General features: G+C 71.4%; 15 protein-coding genes and 1 tRNA gene. 4 read left to right on the top strand and 12 right to left on the bottom strand.

From position 1 onward, the window contains the following. Nucleotides 1–131 precede the first annotated feature (131 nt). From OOZ19_RS00080 to dcd, 3 genes are all read right to left on the bottom strand, one after another. Complete coding sequence (locus OOZ19_RS00080; RefSeq protein ID WP_266086825.1) at nt 132–1,295, bottom strand: epoxide hydrolase family protein; 1,164 nt, start codon at nt 1,293–1,295, stop codon at nt 132–134. A 148-nt stretch (nt 1,296–1,443) separates the two neighbouring features. Beyond that, entirely contained in the window at nt 1,444–2,850 is a 1,407-nt protein-coding gene (locus tag OOZ19_RS00075) for a sugar porter family MFS transporter (RefSeq protein WP_266086823.1), read from the bottom strand. A gap of 358 nt (nt 2,851–3,208) precedes the next feature. After that, the gene (gene dcd, locus OOZ19_RS00070) at nt 3,209–3,793 is read right to left on the bottom strand and encodes a dCTP deaminase (protein WP_266086821.1); all 585 of its coding nucleotides are present in this window, start codon (nt 3,791–3,793) and stop codon (nt 3,209–3,211) included. Between the two features lie 78 nt (nt 3,794–3,871). Here dcd and OOZ19_RS00065 point away from each other — a divergent pair. Further along, nucleotides 3,872–3,942 (top strand) — tRNA-Gly (locus OOZ19_RS00065). A gap of 127 nt (nt 3,943–4,069) precedes the next feature. Here OOZ19_RS00065 and OOZ19_RS00060 read toward each other — a convergent pair. The 3 genes from OOZ19_RS00060 to OOZ19_RS00050 all read right to left on the bottom strand — a co-directional run bounded on the left by OOZ19_RS00060 (nt 4,070) and on the right by OOZ19_RS00050 (nt 5,881). Further along, nucleotides 4,070–4,636, bottom strand: coding sequence for a flavoprotein (locus OOZ19_RS00060; RefSeq protein WP_266086819.1), 567 nt, complete (start codon nt 4,634–4,636; stop codon nt 4,070–4,072). 48 nt (nt 4,637–4,684) lie between these two features. Next, nucleotides 4,685–5,029, bottom strand: a complete 345-nt coding sequence (locus OOZ19_RS00055) for a GtrA family protein (RefSeq protein WP_266086817.1) — start codon at nt 5,027–5,029, stop codon at nt 4,685–4,687. A gap of 246 nt (nt 5,030–5,275) precedes the next feature. After that, a complete protein-coding gene (locus OOZ19_RS00050; protein ID WP_266086815.1) occupies nt 5,276–5,881 on the bottom strand; it encodes an HdeD family acid-resistance protein in 606 nt (201 codons plus the stop codon). Nucleotides 5,882–6,087: 206 nt separating this feature from the next. Here OOZ19_RS00050 and OOZ19_RS00045 point away from each other — a divergent pair, with 206 nt between their 5' ends. Further along, nucleotides 6,088–7,518 (top strand): FAD-binding oxidoreductase, encoded by a 1,431-nt coding sequence (locus OOZ19_RS00045; protein ID WP_266086813.1) that lies wholly within the window; start codon nt 6,088–6,090, stop codon nt 7,516–7,518. Between the two features lie 30 nt (nt 7,519–7,548). Here the strand turns inward: OOZ19_RS00045 and OOZ19_RS00040 are convergent, their stop codons facing one another. From OOZ19_RS00040 to OOZ19_RS00025, 4 genes are all read right to left on the bottom strand, one after another. Next, complete coding sequence (locus OOZ19_RS00040; protein ID WP_266086811.1) at nt 7,549–8,139, bottom strand: DJ-1/PfpI family protein; 591 nt, start codon at nt 8,137–8,139, stop codon at nt 7,549–7,551. A 38-nt stretch (nt 8,140–8,177) separates the two neighbouring features. Then, the gene (locus OOZ19_RS00035) at nt 8,178–9,509 is read right to left on the bottom strand and encodes an amidohydrolase family protein (RefSeq protein WP_266086809.1); all 1,332 of its coding nucleotides are present in this window, start codon (nt 9,507–9,509) and stop codon (nt 8,178–8,180) included. A 90-nt stretch (nt 9,510–9,599) separates the two neighbouring features. Continuing rightward, on the bottom strand, nt 9,600–10,259 hold the full coding sequence (locus tag OOZ19_RS00030) for a response regulator (protein WP_266086807.1): 660 nt from the start codon (nt 10,257–10,259) through the stop codon (nt 9,600–9,602). A gap of 35 nt (nt 10,260–10,294) precedes the next feature. After that, complete coding sequence (locus tag OOZ19_RS00025) at nt 10,295–12,013, bottom strand: sensor histidine kinase (protein WP_266086806.1); 1,719 nt, start codon at nt 12,011–12,013, stop codon at nt 10,295–10,297. A 178-nt stretch (nt 12,014–12,191) separates the two neighbouring features. On the opposite strand from OOZ19_RS00025, the gene OOZ19_RS00020 reads away from it, so the two are divergent. After that, nucleotides 12,192–12,914 (top strand): ABC transporter ATP-binding protein, encoded by a 723-nt coding sequence (locus OOZ19_RS00020; RefSeq protein WP_266086803.1) that lies wholly within the window; start codon nt 12,192–12,194, stop codon nt 12,912–12,914. A 15-nt stretch (nt 12,915–12,929) separates the two neighbouring features. Here OOZ19_RS00020 and trmB read toward each other — a convergent pair whose 3' ends face one another. Continuing rightward, nucleotides 12,930–13,574, bottom strand: coding sequence for a tRNA (guanosine(46)-N7)-methyltransferase TrmB (trmB, locus tag OOZ19_RS00015; RefSeq protein WP_266087711.1), 645 nt, complete (start codon nt 13,572–13,574; stop codon nt 12,930–12,932). Between the two features lie 105 nt (nt 13,575–13,679). Beyond that, nucleotides 13,680–14,249: a hypothetical protein gene (locus OOZ19_RS00010; protein ID WP_266086801.1), complete on the bottom strand. Its 570-nt coding sequence runs from the start codon at nt 14,247–14,249 to the stop codon at nt 13,680–13,682. 223 nt (nt 14,250–14,472) lie between these two features. Between OOZ19_RS00010 and OOZ19_RS00005 the strand changes: the two genes are divergently transcribed. Continuing rightward, on the top strand, nt 14,473–14,937 hold the full coding sequence (locus OOZ19_RS00005; protein ID WP_266086799.1) for a universal stress protein: 465 nt from the start codon (nt 14,473–14,475) through the stop codon (nt 14,935–14,937). The last annotated feature ends 282 nt before the right edge of the window (nt 14,938–15,219 follow it).

Below are 15,219 nucleotides of genomic sequence, written 5' to 3'. Positions count from 1 at the left end.
TTGGACGAACGGGCCGTTCACCCGTTCCCGATCGGCCGGTGGACCGTCGAGGACGGTTCGAGTGAACGGCCCGTTCGTCCGATCCCGTTGGACGAACGGGCCGTTCACCCGGAAACCGGGCCCGGGTGCGGTCAGCGGGGCAGGGAGGCGAAGAACTCGCGGACGTCGGCGGTGAACAGGTCCGGGACTTCGGTGGCGGGGAAGGTGCCGCCGCGCTCGTATTCGGTCCAGCGCACGATGTTGTTGAGGCGTTCGGCGAACGGGCGCACGGGGGCGAGCACGTCCTTCGGGAACACCGCGACTCCGTGCGGGACCTCGCCCACTTCCAGCGCGGCCAACGCACCCTCGGCTTCGGCGTGCTCGGCGGTGTCGGGGGTCTCCACGAAGGACCGCGCCGACGAGTGCGCCGTGCCGGTCAGCCAGTACAGCATCACCGTGGTCAGGATCCGGTCGATGCCCAGCGCCTCGTCCGGAGCCTCGGTGCAGTCCGTCCACTCCCGCAGCACGCCGACGATCCACGCCAGTTGCCCGACCGGGGAGTCCGCCAGCGAGAACGCCAGCGACCTCGGCTTGGTGGACTGGATGAGCTTGTAGCCGTAGAGCTCGTTCACGTACCGCTCCCACGACGCCATCCGCGCGTGGTCGGCTTCGGTGAGCTCCTCCATCTCGCCGGGAGCTCCGGTGGGGAACGTGACCAGCCCGTTGGTGTGCACGCCCACGACTCGTTCCGGAGCGCGGAGCGCCACTTCACGGGAGATCCAGGTGCCCCAGTCACCGCCCTGCACGCCGTAGCGCTCGTAGCCGAGGCGGCTCATCAGCTCGACCCACGCCCGCGCGATCCGCTCGGCGCCCCAGCCGAATTCCGCCGTGGGGCCGGAGAACCCGTAGCCCGGTGGTGACGGGATGACCAGGTGGAACGCCTGCGTTCGATCCGCCCCGTGGCCGCGCGGGTCGGTCAGCGGGCCGATCACGTCGAGGTATTCGGCGATGGAACTCGGCCAGCCGTGCGTGAGCAGCAGCGCCACGGCGTCCGGTTCGGGTGAGCGGACGTGCAGGAAGTGCACCCGCTGGCCGTCGATCCCGGTGGTGAACTGCGGGTGCTCGTTGAGCAGCGCCTCCTGCGCCCGCCAGTCGTAGTGGTGCCGCCAGTGCTCGACCAGGTCCTTCAGGTACTCGACGGGCGGCCCGTGCTCCCAGCCGCTGCCCGCGACCTCGTCCGGCCAGCGCGTGCGCGCCAACCGTTGCGCCAGGTCGTCCAGCTCCTGCTGGGGGACCTCGATCCGGAACGACTCCACCGCGCACCTCTCCCGCATCCAGTTACGTACTTTGTACGGTACACGTTACGTGCGATGTTCCGGATCGACTGCGCAGCGCGGACGGGGTGCGGACGCGCGAAGGCGCCCCGGGCCAGTGCCCGGGGCGCCTTCGCGGAGGGGAGAGCGCTCAGCTGCCCATTTCCTCCAGGGAACGACCATTGGTCTCCTTGAGGTAGCGCAGCACGAACACCAGCGAGATCACCGCGAACAGCGCGTACATGAAGTACGTGGCGGGCAGGTTCCAGTCCCGCATGCTCGGGAAGCTCACCGTGACCAGCCAGTTCGCCACCCAGTTCGTCATGGTGCCCACGGCCAGCGCGGCGGCGCGGATCCGCGGCGGGAACATCTCGCCGAGCAGCACCCACATCACCACGCCCCAGGACGAGGCGAAGAACAGCACGAACGCGCTCGCCGAAATCAGCGCGACGACGCCCCAGCCCGGGGGCAGCACCGCATCCTCGCCGACGACCTGCGCGAAGCTGAACGCCCAGCCGGTGACCGCGAGCGACACCGCCATGCCGATGGAGCCGATGACCAGCAGCGGCTTGCGGCCGATCTTGTCGACCAGCGCGATGGCGATGAACGTACCGACGATGTTCACGATCGAGGTGAACAGGCTCAGCAGCAGCGAGTCGCTCTCCTGGATGCCGACGGACTGCCACAGCGAGGACGAGTAGTAGAAGATCACGTTGATGCCGACGAACTGCTGGAGCGCGGCGATGGCCATGCCGACCCACACGATCGGCAGCACGCCGAACTTGCCCCGCAGGTCGGAGAGCTTCGGCTTGCGCTCGCCGAGCGCCGCGCGGATCTCGTCGATCTTCGAGTCGGGGTCGCCGGGCTCGATCTTCGCGAGCACCGTGCGGGCCTTGTCGACCTGACCGGCGGCCACGAGGTAGCGCGGGGACTCCGGGATCAGCGACGACACGACCAGGTAGACCACCGCGGGAACCGCGGCCACGCCGAGCATCCACTGCCAGGCCTGCAGCGGCCCGAGCAGGTTCGAGGCGCTCCCGCCCGCGGCGGCGGCCAAGCCGTAGTTGACCAGCTGGGACAACGCGATGCCCAGCACGATCGCGAGCTGCTGCAGCGAAGTCAGCCTGCCTCGATAGGCCGCGGGCGCGACCTCGGCGATGTAGGCGGGGGCGATCACCGAGGCGATGCCGATGGCGATGCCACCGACGATCCGCCAGATCGCCAGGTCCCAGATCGCGAACGGGACGGCCGAGGCGACGGCGCTGATCACGAACAGCACCGCCGCGATCTGCATGACCCGGATGCGGCCGATCCGGTCGGCCAGTCCACCCGCGATGGCCGCGCCGACCGCGGACCCCAGCAGGGCCGACGAGACGACGAGCCCGGTCAAGGCCGACCCGACGTTGAAGTGGGCCTGAATGGCGTCGACACCACCGTTGATCACGGACGTGTCGTAGCCGAAGAGGAAGCCGCCGAGCGCCGCCGCGCTCGCGATCATCACAACGTGCCCCAAGTGCCCGGTCGTGGCACCGTCGGCGCGCGACTGCGTAGTCGACATCGAGTTCTCCTGTGCCCGCTCGCCGGTGAGCCACCTTGCACACCTGGGGAGAGCGCCGGGCCCTGGGGACTTTAGGGTCTGAACCACCACTTTTCTTCCACGATTCAGGGTGAGCATCCTCACCGTGGCGACTGAATCGTTCACGTGGTAATCACGTGCGTGCGCAACGTGTGCGATCAACGCACTCACCAGGGCCGATGCGAAGGAGCAGGACCGATCGGCCGCATGCTCTTCCGCCGGGAAGCGCAGCAGCGCCTACACCGGACGGCCATGCGCGAACGGCCGATCCGACCGGATGAGCGGGCCGATCAACTTGGACGCCCCGCGGCGGGCGTTGCGGAAACGAGAGCCGGCGAGATCAGTCGCGGCGGGTCTCGACCCGCTGGAAGTTGAGGTGGGCGCGCGACGGCGTCGGCCCGCGCTGGCCCTGGTACCGGGAACCCGCGTGCGTCGTGCCGTACGGGTGCTCGGCGGGGCTCGACAACCGGAACAGGCAGAGCTGCCCGATCTTCATCCCCGGCCACAGCGTGATCGGCAGATTGGCCACATTGGACAGTTCGAGCGTGATGTGCCCGAAGAAGCCGGGGTCGATGAACCCGGCGGTGGAATGCGTGAGCAGCCCGAGCCGCCCCAGCGAGGACTTGCCCTCCAGCCGCCCGGCCAGATCGTCCGGCAACCGCACCGACTCGTAGGTCGACCCGAGGACGAATTCGCCAGGGTGCAGCACGAACGGATCGTCGCCGGTGACCTCGACCGGCGAGGTGAGTTCGTCCTGCTGCTGCGCAGGATCGATGTGGGTGTACTTCGAGTTGTCGAAGACCCGGAAGAACCGGTCCAACCGCACGTCGATGCTGGACGGCTGGATCATGGCGACGTCGAACGGATCGAGTTCGAGTCGGCCCTCGTCCAGCTCTTTGCGCAGGTCCCGGTCACTCAGCAGCACGCGCACAGCGTATCGGCCACACCCTGAGCGATCTTCGTCGCCTGCCGTGTTAGAGTTGGCGGCGCCGGAAACGGCACTGCGGATGTAGTTCAATGGTAGAACATCAGCTTCCCAAGCTGAATACGCGGGTTCGATTCCCGTCATCCGCTCAGCAAACGAAGGCCCAGGTCAGAGCGTTGAGTCGCTCCACCTGGGCCTTCTTCTCTCCCGGCCTCGAACCGCGGATCGCACCGCATTCACGGCCGCTCGACCGGCGGACCCGCACGCCTTCGGCCTTCATTGGCGAGGCCGGACGTGGGTGTCCAAGTTGGCGAGGATCAAGTTCCAGGGGATCTTCTGGTCGAGGCCGCTGCGCGGTTCGTGCGGCTGCCACAGGTCGTCGCCGGTGAGCAGGTGCACGCCCGCGTCCTGCAAGGTCGAGGTGTGCGACTTCCACGCCGGGTGGCGGTGGTGCGCGGCGTTGACGGTGGGGAAGACGACCACCGGCGCCGTGCCCGCCCCGATCGCCTCGACCACGGTGGTCATCGCCTGGCTGTCGCCCAGGCCGAGCGCCAGCTTGCTGACCGTGTTGGCCGTCGCCGGGCACACCAGGAAGCAGTCGATCGGCGGGTGCGGGCTCGGTTCGGAGGGCATCCGCGGCTCGAACCGGCACGGTAGGCCGGTGACCTCGGCGATCCGGTCGACCTCGCCCGAGGCGGCCAGCCAGGCTCCGGCGGTCGGGGTGAGCGTCACCGCGACCCGCCAGCCGCGGGCCAGCGCCGGTTCGACCAACCCGGTGCGGATGTGCTCCACCCCGCCCGCCGCCGATCCGATCAGGGCCAGAGTGCGCGTCGCGTCGATCATCCGACAATCATGACCGAACGAGCGACCGTTGCGGGCCGAGCCGACCGCTCAGCGGCGGAAGACGAGCAGGCGCTGGGTGAGGAAGTTGAACGAGGTGCCGATGCCCTGCGACACCACCCAGGCGATCGTGATCTGCCACGCCGACACCGGCAGCGAGTGCCGGACCAGCCAGTAGATCGTCAGGATGAGCACGAAGGTCGCGGCGTACACGGCGGCCACCGCGACCGCCTCCTTCGTGTCCCGGCGGGAGACGAAGGTCCAGCGGCGGTTGAGCAGGTACGCGGTGGTGCTGCCGAGGACGAAGCTCAGCGCGCGGGCCGGTTCCTGCCACACCCCGAAGGTGACCATGACCAGCAGGCTTCCGTAGTCGGCGGTGGCGCTGACGACGCCCACGAGGCCGAACCGCACGAGCTGCCCGAGGAGCCCGTTCGGCTTCGAGCGCGTGGACCGTTCCGCTGTTCCCGCTGGCAACGCGCCCCCACATGACCGGTTCCGCCCTCTCCACGCTACCCGATCGGCCGAGCCCGATCACCGGTCCGAACGCTGCTCAGGAGGGATCGGGTCCGGGCTCGCGGGCGTCGGCCGAGGCCGGGGAGCTCCGCCGCGCCACCGCGAGCCGCGAACCCGATCGGGCCGGGATCACGCGTGCGCGGCGCCCGCTGGGGGCGGCACGGCGCTCCCGGCCGGTTCCGGGCGCGAAGCCACCGCGCGGACCGCGGTGATCCCGCCGTAGACGATCAGCCAGATGCCGAGCAGGTACGTCAGCGTCACCAGGCCCAGGCCCGGGTACGCCAGCAGCACCACACCGGCGACGATGCCGAGCAGCCCGGCCACCATCGCCCACCCCCGCGAGGTCACGTGCGTCCTGGTCACCGCGTGGAATGTCTCCAGCACCCCGTTCACCGTCCAGAACAACCCCAGCACCAGCGGGAGCGCGACGGCCGACTGCACCGGGTACCGCAGCACCACCACGCCGGCGAGGATTCCCAGCACCGCCAGCATGATCTGCACCGCCGTGCCCTTCTCCTCGGACGCGAGCGCGCTGCCGAACCAGAACACCCCGCCGACGAGCAGCTGCACGCCCAGCAGCAGGGCGATCACCAGGATCGTCGCGCCCGGCCAGGTCAGCACCGCGATGCCCGCGACCACCGACAGCACGCCGAACGCCAGCAACCAGCCCCAAGAACGCCCCACCCGGCCCAGCGATTCGTGGACCCCGCTGGACTCCTCCGTCGACCACGCCATGACTGCTCCCCGAACGCGCGCTGATCCGTCAAGGCAACGGTGCGCCGCGGATTCGTGCGCCCCCAGGGCACAAGGTCCCCCGCCGACCCGCCGGTCAGCACTCGGCGAAGGTGCCGTCAACGGACCGGCGGCACTGTTCCAGGCGCGAATGCGGGTGTGCGCTGCTAGTGCACTCGACCGGGCACTGCGACGAGGAGGTGGGTGCGATGCCGGTACTGCTGCGCACCCTCACCAGCGAAGAGACGAACCTCGAAGACGGTGTTCTCGACGAACTCCGCGCCGGATTCCGCGGCCCGCTCATCGGCCCCGGCGACGACCTGTACGACCAGGCCTGCGTCGTGCAGAACGGGATGTTCCACCGGCGGCCCGCGCTCATCGCCCGGTGCTCCGGCACCGCCGACGTCGTGGACGCCGTGCGGCTCGCCCGAGACCACGACCTGCTCATCGCCGTGCGCGGCGGGGGGCACAGCGTCGCCGGGCACAGCATCCACGACGGCGCGCTGCTGATCGACCTGTCCGCCATGCGCGGCGTCGCCGTGGACCCGGAACGCCGGATCGCGCGCGTCCAGGGCGGCGCCACCTGGGCCGACGTGGACCGCGAGACGCAGCTGTTCGGGTTGGCGGTGCCCGGCGGGATCGTGTCCAGCACCGGAGTCGGCGGGCTCACCCTCGGCGGCGGCATCGGCTGGTTGCACCGCGCGCACGGGCTGGCCTGCGACAACCTCCGTTCAGCGGAGGTCGTCACCGCCGACGGGCAGGTGCTGCGGGCCGGACCGGAGGACCCGGAGCTGCTGTGGGCGTTGCGCGGCGCGGGCGGGAACTTCGGCGTCGTCACCTCCTTCGAGTTCGACGCGCACCCGCTGGGGCCGGTCGTGGCGAACGGGGCCGCGATGTACCCGGCGGCCGACGCCGAGCAGGTGCTGCGCTCCTGGCGGGAGTGGACGAGCGGGCTGCCCGACGAGATCACCACCCGCGCCGTGCTCTGGACGCTGCCTGCGTCCCCCGCGCTGCCCGCCGAACTGCACGACCAGGACGTGCTCATCATCGGTGCCGTGCACGCCGGACGCGTCGACGACGGGATGGCCGCCCTCGAACCGATGCGCCGGTTCGGCACTCCGCTCGCGGACCTCAGCGGGCCCGCGCCCTACACCGCGGTGCAGCAGGCGTTCGACCCGTTCTTCCCGAAGGGCGGGCTGCTCAGCTACTGGAAGTCGCTGTACTTCCGCGAACTCGACGACGCCGTGCTCGACCTGGTGGTCCGACGCGGCCGGGAACGGCCGCACCCGTTGACGATGCTGCACGTCCCGCTGCTCGGCGGAGCCGCCGGGCGGGTTCCCGCCGCGGCCACCGCGTTCGGCGACCGGGACGCGGACTACATGCTCAGCGTCGACGCCAACTGGACCGACGCCGACGACACCGCGACCGCCGTGCAGTGGGTGCGGGACGTGCTGGCGGAGGCCGAGGCGATGCCCGGGGCCGCGGGGACGTACCTGAACTTCAGCGGGGAGGCGGTGCTCGACCCCGGCGCGCGGGCGTCGGCCTACGGCGACAACCTGGAACGCCTCGGACACGCGAAGGCCCGGTACGACCCGCGGAACCGCTTCCGCCTCAACAACAACATCCCGCCGCTGGGCTGACGACCCCTCGCGGACCCGCCTCAGCGGCGATCAGATCGGGGGCTGCGGGTCGTACTCGATGCCGCGGCGGACCTCACGCGCCCTGGACGTTCCCGCGAGCCGGGCGACGAGGTGCAGCGCCATGTCGATGCCCGCCGAGACGCCCGCCGAGGTGATCACGTCGCCGTCGTCGACGAAGCGGTCCTCGGCGCGCACCTCGATGGTCGGGTCGAGTTCGGCGAGCAGCTCCAGCGAACGCCAATGCGTGGTGGCGGGCCGCCCGCCGAGCAGACCGGCGGCGGCGTACACCAGCGATCCGGTGCACACGCTGGTCATCAGCGGCACCGCTGCGCGCTGCTCGCGCACCCAGGCGAGGTGCTGCTCATCGCCGAGCATCGGCCGGGTGCCCTGACCTCCGGGGTGCAGCAGCACCTCGAACTCGGGGGCGTCGGCGAAGGAGTGCCCGGCGGAGACGGTGAGGCCCTTGGCGCACTCGACCGGCCCGCCGTCGCGGGAGACCGTCGAGACCGCGTAGCCGTCGTCGGGGAAGCCGCGGGTCCAGAAGGACAGCACCTCCCACGGGCCGATCGCGTCGAGCTCTTCGACGCCGGGGAACAGCAGGATGCCGATGTGCCTGGTCATGGTGCCGCCTCGATCCTCGCCGGCCGTCGTTCCCGAGATCAGCCGCGGACGTGCTGGGACGCCGTGCGGGCCGCGGCCTGGACGGCGCGGCGGTCGACCCGGGTCGGTTCGCGGTCGTGCAGCACCTCGGTGCCCGCCACCCACACGTCGCGCACGCAGCGCGAACCCGCCGCCCACACCAGGTTCGACAGCAGCTGCTCGTCGGGGGTGTCGAGGCCGGTCGCGAACGCCGGGTTGTCCACGTCCAAGTGCACGATGTCGGCCCACCGGCCCGGTTCCAGCGCGCCGATGTCGTCGCGGTGCAGCGCCGCCGCCCCGCCGCGGGTCGCCGCGAGCAGCGCGCTGCGCGCGCTCAGCGCGGTCGCGTCCCCTGTGGACAGTCGAGCGAGCATGCCCGCCAGCTGCACCTCCTCCCACAGGTCCAGGTCGTCGTTGCTGGACGGCCCGTCGGTGCCCAGGCCGACCGGGATGCCGGCGGCGAGCATGTCGACGAGCCGCGCGGTGCCGGAGGCGAGCTTCGCGTTGGAACCGGGGCAGTGCGCGATGCCGGTGCCCTTGCTTGCGAACAGCGCGATGTCGGCGTCGGACAGGTGCACGCAGTGCGCGGCGAGCACCCGGCCGTCCAGCATCCCCACCTCGTCGAGCAGGGCCGGGACCGAACCGAACTTCTCCCGCTGCTCCCGGTCCTCGTCGGCGGCCTCGGCGACGTGGACCTGCACCAGCGCGTCGCGCTGCTGGGCGGACTCACCGATGAACCGCAGCGCCTCCGGCGGCAGCGTGTACGCGGAATGCGCGCCGTAGCCCAGTTCCACGCGCTCCGCCGGGCCGAAGCGGGTGCCGTCGGCGTCGATCCACTTGCTGATGTCGTCGACCATGCCCTGCCACGAACCCATGCCCTCCAGGTCCGGTGTGGAGATCACTGCCGGGGCCAGCACCACGCGGGACCCGACGGCCAGCACCGCCTCCGCCACCGACTCACCGGAGAAGTACATCTCGGCGCTCGTGGTGACCCCGGCGCGCAGCATCTCCACAGCGCCGAGCTCCATGCCCGCGCGGATGTCGCCGGGCCGCAGCCGAGCCTCCGCGGGCCAGATCACCTCGCGCAGCCAGCGCAGCAGCGGCAGGTCGCCGCCCATGCCGCGCAGCAGCGTCATCGGGCTGTGCGCGTGCGCGTTGATCAGGCCGGGCAGCAGGATGCCGCCGCAGTCGCGAACCTCGGTCTCCTGCGCGCGCGGCGGCGCGCCCTCGCGGGGACCGCAGTAGCTCACCCGCCCCTGCTCGTCCACGTCCACCACGGCGTCGCGGATCACCGAACCGGTGGCGTCGCAGGGAACGGCTATGGGGGCGTGCAGGCGCAGAGCGGTCGACATGGACGCATTCTGCCGCAGCGGCCGGCGGCCCCGGAACCGCGGCGGACAGCGGGTCCGCGAGGTGGACGGATCACCCGCACCGGGCGGCAATCAGTCCTCCATGAGGCCGCTGCGCCACGCCCACGACGCCGTCTCGACGCGGTTGCGAGCGCCGATCTTGTTCTGGGCCGCGGCCAAGTGGGTCTTCACGGTGGACAACGACATGAACAGCTCCGCGCCGATCTCGACGTTGGTCAGCCCGCGCGCCGTCGCCCGGACCACGTCGAGCTCCCGCTCCGTGAGCGCGTCCCGCAGCGGTTCCACGGTGCGGCGCGGACGTTCCGGCGGCTTCGCGAAGTGCTTCAGCAGCCGCACCGTGATCTGCGGCGACACCAGGGCGTCCCCGCGCGACGCGGCGTGGATCGCCTCGATCAGCAGCGCCGGACCGGCGTCCTTGAGCAAGAATCCGCTGGCACCGTTCGCCAACGCCGAAGCCACGTAGTCGTCGAGGTCGAAGGTGGTCACCACGACGACCTTGATCGGGTCGGCCACGTCCGGGCCGGCGAGCTGCTTGGTGGCCTCCAGGCCGTCCAGGCCGGGCATCCGGATGTCCATCAGGCACACGTCGGGGCGCAGCTCCTTGGCGCGGCTCACCGCGTCCAGCCCGTTCGCGACGTCGGCGACGACTTCGATGGAGTCCTGCGACTCCAGGATCATCCGGAAACCGGCCCGCACCATCTCCTGATCGTCCGCGATCAGCACCCGGATCATCGGTCCATCCTCCTCGTCGTGCCCCACGCGCGCACTCACCCGGCCGCGCGTTCGGCCAGCGGCAGCCACGCTTCGACCCGCCAGCCGGTGCCCTCACCGGGGCCCGCGCTGAACCGGCCGCCGAGCAACTCGATGCGCTCGCGCATGCCGACGAGACCGTATCCTCCGGAGCCGCCGACCGGTGCGGTGCGCCTGCCGGAACCGTTGTCGGTGATGCGGACGTGCAGGTGCTCCTGCGGGGACCGCACCGACACGAGGATCTCGGTGGCGTCCGGGGCGTGCTTGCCCGCGTTCGTCAACGACTCCTGCACCAGCCGCAACGCGGAGCGCGCCACCTCCTGGGGCACCTCGCGGCCGATGTCGAGCAGCAGCCGCACCTTCGGCCCCGCGCCCTCCGCCAAGGACGTGAGGTCGGCGGCCAGGTCGGTGGTGGCCTGCTCGGTGGCGCCGCTGGTTCCGGCGGGTTCCGCGCCGCGCATGCTCGCCACGAGCCTGCGCATCGCGACCAGCGCCTCGGTGCCGCTGCTGGCGATGCGCTCCATCGCTTCGGCGGCGGCCTCCGGTTTCTGCGCGGCCACCATCTGCGCGGCCTGCGCCTGCACCACGATTCCGGTGACGTGGTGGGCGACGACGTCGTGCAGTTCCCGCGCCAGCGCCAGCCGTTCCGCCTGCTGGGCCTGCTCCACCGCCGTCTCCACCGTCCGCGTCCGCTCCCCGTCGCGGGTCCGGAAGTACACGCCCGAACCGACCGACAGCGCCAGCAGCAACCCGCCGAACGCGAGGATCTGCATCCCGGCGGTGATATCCGGCCGGTCCTTCTGCACCCAGTCGAGGAACACCGCGACCAGCACGGCACCGACCAGCGCGGAACCACCGATCCACGCCTTCCGGCGCGCGGCGTACCGGACCAGGTACGCCATCAGCAGCATCCCGGCGGCGGTGGCGGTGATCGGCAGCGGCGGCAGGATCGACGAGTTCGTCCGGTCGGCCCGGATCAGCACGTTCAGCACGCCCATGCACGCCAGCGCGCTGGAGCCCAGCAGCGCGGCCTCCACCGGGCGCAGCGGCGCGATCACCGCGAGCACCGCCAGCACCAGCGCGCCCAGCAGCATGGCGATCGCGCCGGGGCCGTCCTGCAGGTAGGCGGTGGCTTCCGCGAACACCAGCACCGACAGCGCGGCGATCATCGGCCACTGGCGGCCGAACAGCTCCAGCAGCGGCGTCCGCGCGGCCGTGAACTGCCAACCGCGCAGGTAGGTCCCGGTGCCCATGGCCAGCAGCAGCTGCAGCACGCCGAATGCGAGGGTCGTCGTATCCGGCGTCGGAGTGCGGACGTACAGCGAGACCAGGCAGGCCGCCACCAGGGCCGCGGTGATCGGCAGCGCCTTCACCGGCGGCAGCCGCCGGTGCGCGAACAGCACCAGCAGCACGCCCGCCGCGTTCTCGGTGGGCAGGATCGCGCCCATCCCCAGCGAGTGCGGCTCGGCACCGGCCACCCGGAGCAGCCCCGACGACAGCACCAGCACCGCCGCCGCGGCCACCCCGCACAGCGCCGGATGCGACCGCCCCCGCACCGCCAGCAGGGCGAGCAGCGCGGCCCCCGGCAGGGCGAGCACTTCGGTGCCGCCGCGCTGCACGGCGAACGCGATGTCCGCGCAGCACAGCAACGTCATCAGCGTGGCGAGGACCCATTGCGCCCGCACGAGACGACTGAGTCGCTGCGCCAACGAGGGGGGCGTCGGGCTGGAGCTCACGCCGCGACCCTAATCCCCGGCGAGCGCCGCACGGCTTGGCCGAACGGCTCGAAAGGCATGGCCGATCGGTCGACGAGGGATGTCCCTCCGTCCGACGCACCGAACCACTCGCTCACGAGAAGGTTCCTCCACACCCAGTGGCGATCCGGTGCGAACCGGCAGGCGAGAGGAGCGGACAGTGTCGACTGCATCGACGGCACCACTGCTGGAGGCGCGGAACCTGACCACGCTGCCGCAGCTGTTCGGAGTGGACTTCACCGTGGCGCCCGGCGCGGTCGCCGCGCTCGACGGACCGTCCCCGGAGGCCCGGACGGCGCTGCTGCACGCGCTCGCCGGCCTGCGCCGCCCCGACGAGGGGGCGGTGCTGCTCGACGGGGTGCGCCTGGACCGGCTCACCGACCACGAGCTGAGCGAGGTGCGCCGGCGCGACTTCGGGTTCGTGTTCGGCGACGGGATGCTGGTTCCCGAGCTCAACGCCCAGGAGAACTGCGCGCTGCCGCAGATGCTGGCGGGCACCGGTCGCGCGGAGGCGATGGCGCTCGCGCTGAGCGTGCTGCGGGACTTCGGCCTCGACGGGATGCGGGAGCGCTTCCCCGGCCAGCTCTCCACCGCTCAGGTGCAGCGGCTGACCGTAGCCCGCGCCATGGCGCACCGGCCGAAGGTGATCTTCGCCGACGACCCCGCCCTCACCGAGTCCGCCATCGGCGAACTCGTCGACACCGCCCGCGCCGCGGGGATCGCGGTGGTGCTGGCGACGGCGGAGCCTTCGCTCACCGTGCAGGCGCAGCGCCCGGCCCGGTCCACCGTCCGAGCGCAACGCCCCCGCCCGGTGCGCAACACGCGGGCGGGGCGCTCCGTCCGGCTCAGCGAAGGCGTCCTGGACCTGCCGGTCGCCGCTTGATCAACGCGGAGAGGTTCACGCCCGCTCGAAGATCAGGTCGTGGATGACCCGGCCTTCGTCGTGGGCGCGGTTCTCGAACTTCGTGACGGGACGCCACTCCGGCCTGGGAGCCCAGCCGCCCGGCTCGTCCGCGTACCGGTTGCGCAGCTCCGGTACGGCCGAGCACACCTCGAGCATCTGCTCGGCGTAGCTCTCCCAGTCGGTGGCCATGTGCACGAACCCGCCCGGCGCGAGCCGGGACGCGATCAGCTCCACCGTCTCCTGCTGCACCAGCCGCCGCTTGTGGTGGCGCTTCTTCGGCCACGGGTCCGGGAAGAAGATCCGCACCCCCGACAGCGAGCCCGGTTCGAAGTGCTCCCGCAGCAGCACCACCGCGTCGCCGCGCAGCAGCCGCAGGTTGGCCAGCTCCAGGTGTTCGGCGCGCAGCAGCAGCTGCGCCAGGCCCGGTTTGTAGACCTCGACGGCCAAGTGGTCGACCTCGGGTGCGGCGGCGGCCAGTTGCGCCGTCGTCTCGCCCATGCCGGGGCCGATCTCCAGGACGACGGGCGCGGTCCGGCCGAACCAGGCGGCCGTGTCCAACTGCCCCGGGGGCAGCGCGTCGACGGAGTCGCCCATCGCGGACCAGTGCCGATCCCACGCCCGCTGCTGTCCGACGGTCATCCGAGCGCCGCGCTGGACGTAGCTCACGATCGAGCGGCGATGCTGGACCTGCTGGTCAGAAGTGCTCACAGGGGACCAGTATCGCAAACCCGTCCGGCGGGGCGGCTACCAGGATTCGACGACCGGAAGCGCGGCGAGCAAGCCGTCGGGACCGCTCAGCGGCAACGGCTGCGGCGGCCCGTCGGTGTAGGCGGCGACCACGTGGATCCAGCCGGAGTGCCGGTCGGTGAGCGCCACCGTCGTGGGGGCGTGCCGGGTCCCGCGTTCGGAGGGCCCGTACTCCCAGTACCCGGTCTCGCCGACGCCCGCCCAGGGCACGAAGAACCAGCCGCCGCGACCGGCCAGCAGCCGGTGCACGTCGTCTTCGAGGGCGAAGCCCTCCTCGCGGGAGGCGAGCTCGCCGCGGTCCAGCGCGCGCAGCCACCACGGCGCGGGCAGCCTGCTCGCGGACCCGTGCAGCTTCCGATAGAGCTCGAGCACCTTCTGCTCGGGAGCGGTGTGGATCCAGCTGCGGCGCATCGAGGCGGGCGCGGCGGCTTCGGCGACGGTCGGGTGCGCTTCGGTGGCCAGTGACCACTCCAGCCGCGGCACGGCCACCAGTTGGACATCGGTCTGGGAACGCCGGTTCAGCAGCGGGTTGCGCCGCTCCGGCGAGCACTCGGTCGAATGGACCATGACCCACCTATCTGCTGTTGGGAACTCACGCGAACCGCTGTGGCGGTCGTCGTGGCGCATGCACCTCAGCGGCGTTGGTGTGGAAACACGCGTCCTACCTATGCATTACCACAGTGCATCGATCATGTGAAGTTCTCGACCCTAGCCGCGAATCATCACATATCGGACTCGTTCGAGTGCCCGGGTCGACAGCAGGGGCGCGAGGAGGTGAAGTGGAGGTGTGGTGGAACGCACAGTGCAGCGGGTCGAGCTCGACGGCGGTGTCGCCGTCGGCCTCGACGGATCTCCGTCGTCGCTGCGCGCGCTGGAGGTCGCGGCACACGAGGCGAACCTGCGCAGCGGAGCGCTGCACGTGGTCCGGGCGTGGAGCATGCGCACCGCGCCGCGGCCCGCGGACTGCCCGCCCGGGGCGGTGCCGAGCATGGACGCCTACCAGCAGTCGGTGGACGAGTCCACGGAGATGATCGTCCGAGACCACCTGGGCGAGACCCCGCCCGTCCCGATCCAGCGCCACATCGTGCACTCCCCCTCGCCCCAGGCCCTGCTCTCAGCGTCCCGAGGCGCAGACCTCCTGGTGGTGGGTCACCGAGGCCGCGGCGGCTTCGCCGGCCTCCTGCTGGGCTCGGTAGCCGAACAATGCGTCCGCCACGCGGCCTGCCCAGTCCTAGTGGTCCGCCCCACCATCTGACCCCACGGCGAATCCCACGAAGACCGGCAAAGCCGTGCCCTGCACAGCGAACAGGCCCGCGTCCCGGCCGAAGGCCAAGAAGTAAGCAGCGCAGCCGTGCAGTGGGCGGCGAAGCCCGCCTGCCTCGCGGCGAAGCCGTGCCTTGCGGCGAAGCCGTGCCTTGCGGCCGAAGGCCGTGCAGTGGGCGGCGAAGCCCGCCTGCCTCGCGGCCGAAGGCCGTGCCTGGATGCGCGCCAGCGCATAGCCCACGTCGAAAAGCCGACCACCCGCGGGTTCTCAGCG

The sequence above is a fragment of the Saccharopolyspora sp. NFXS83 genome, assembly GCF_026241095.1.
In the GTDB taxonomy this organism is placed as follows: domain Bacteria; phylum Actinomycetota; class Actinomycetes; order Mycobacteriales; family Pseudonocardiaceae; genus Saccharopolyspora_C.
Note: the sequence above shows the minus strand (reverse complement) of the source record. Positions and strands in the feature narration are given on the sequence as shown.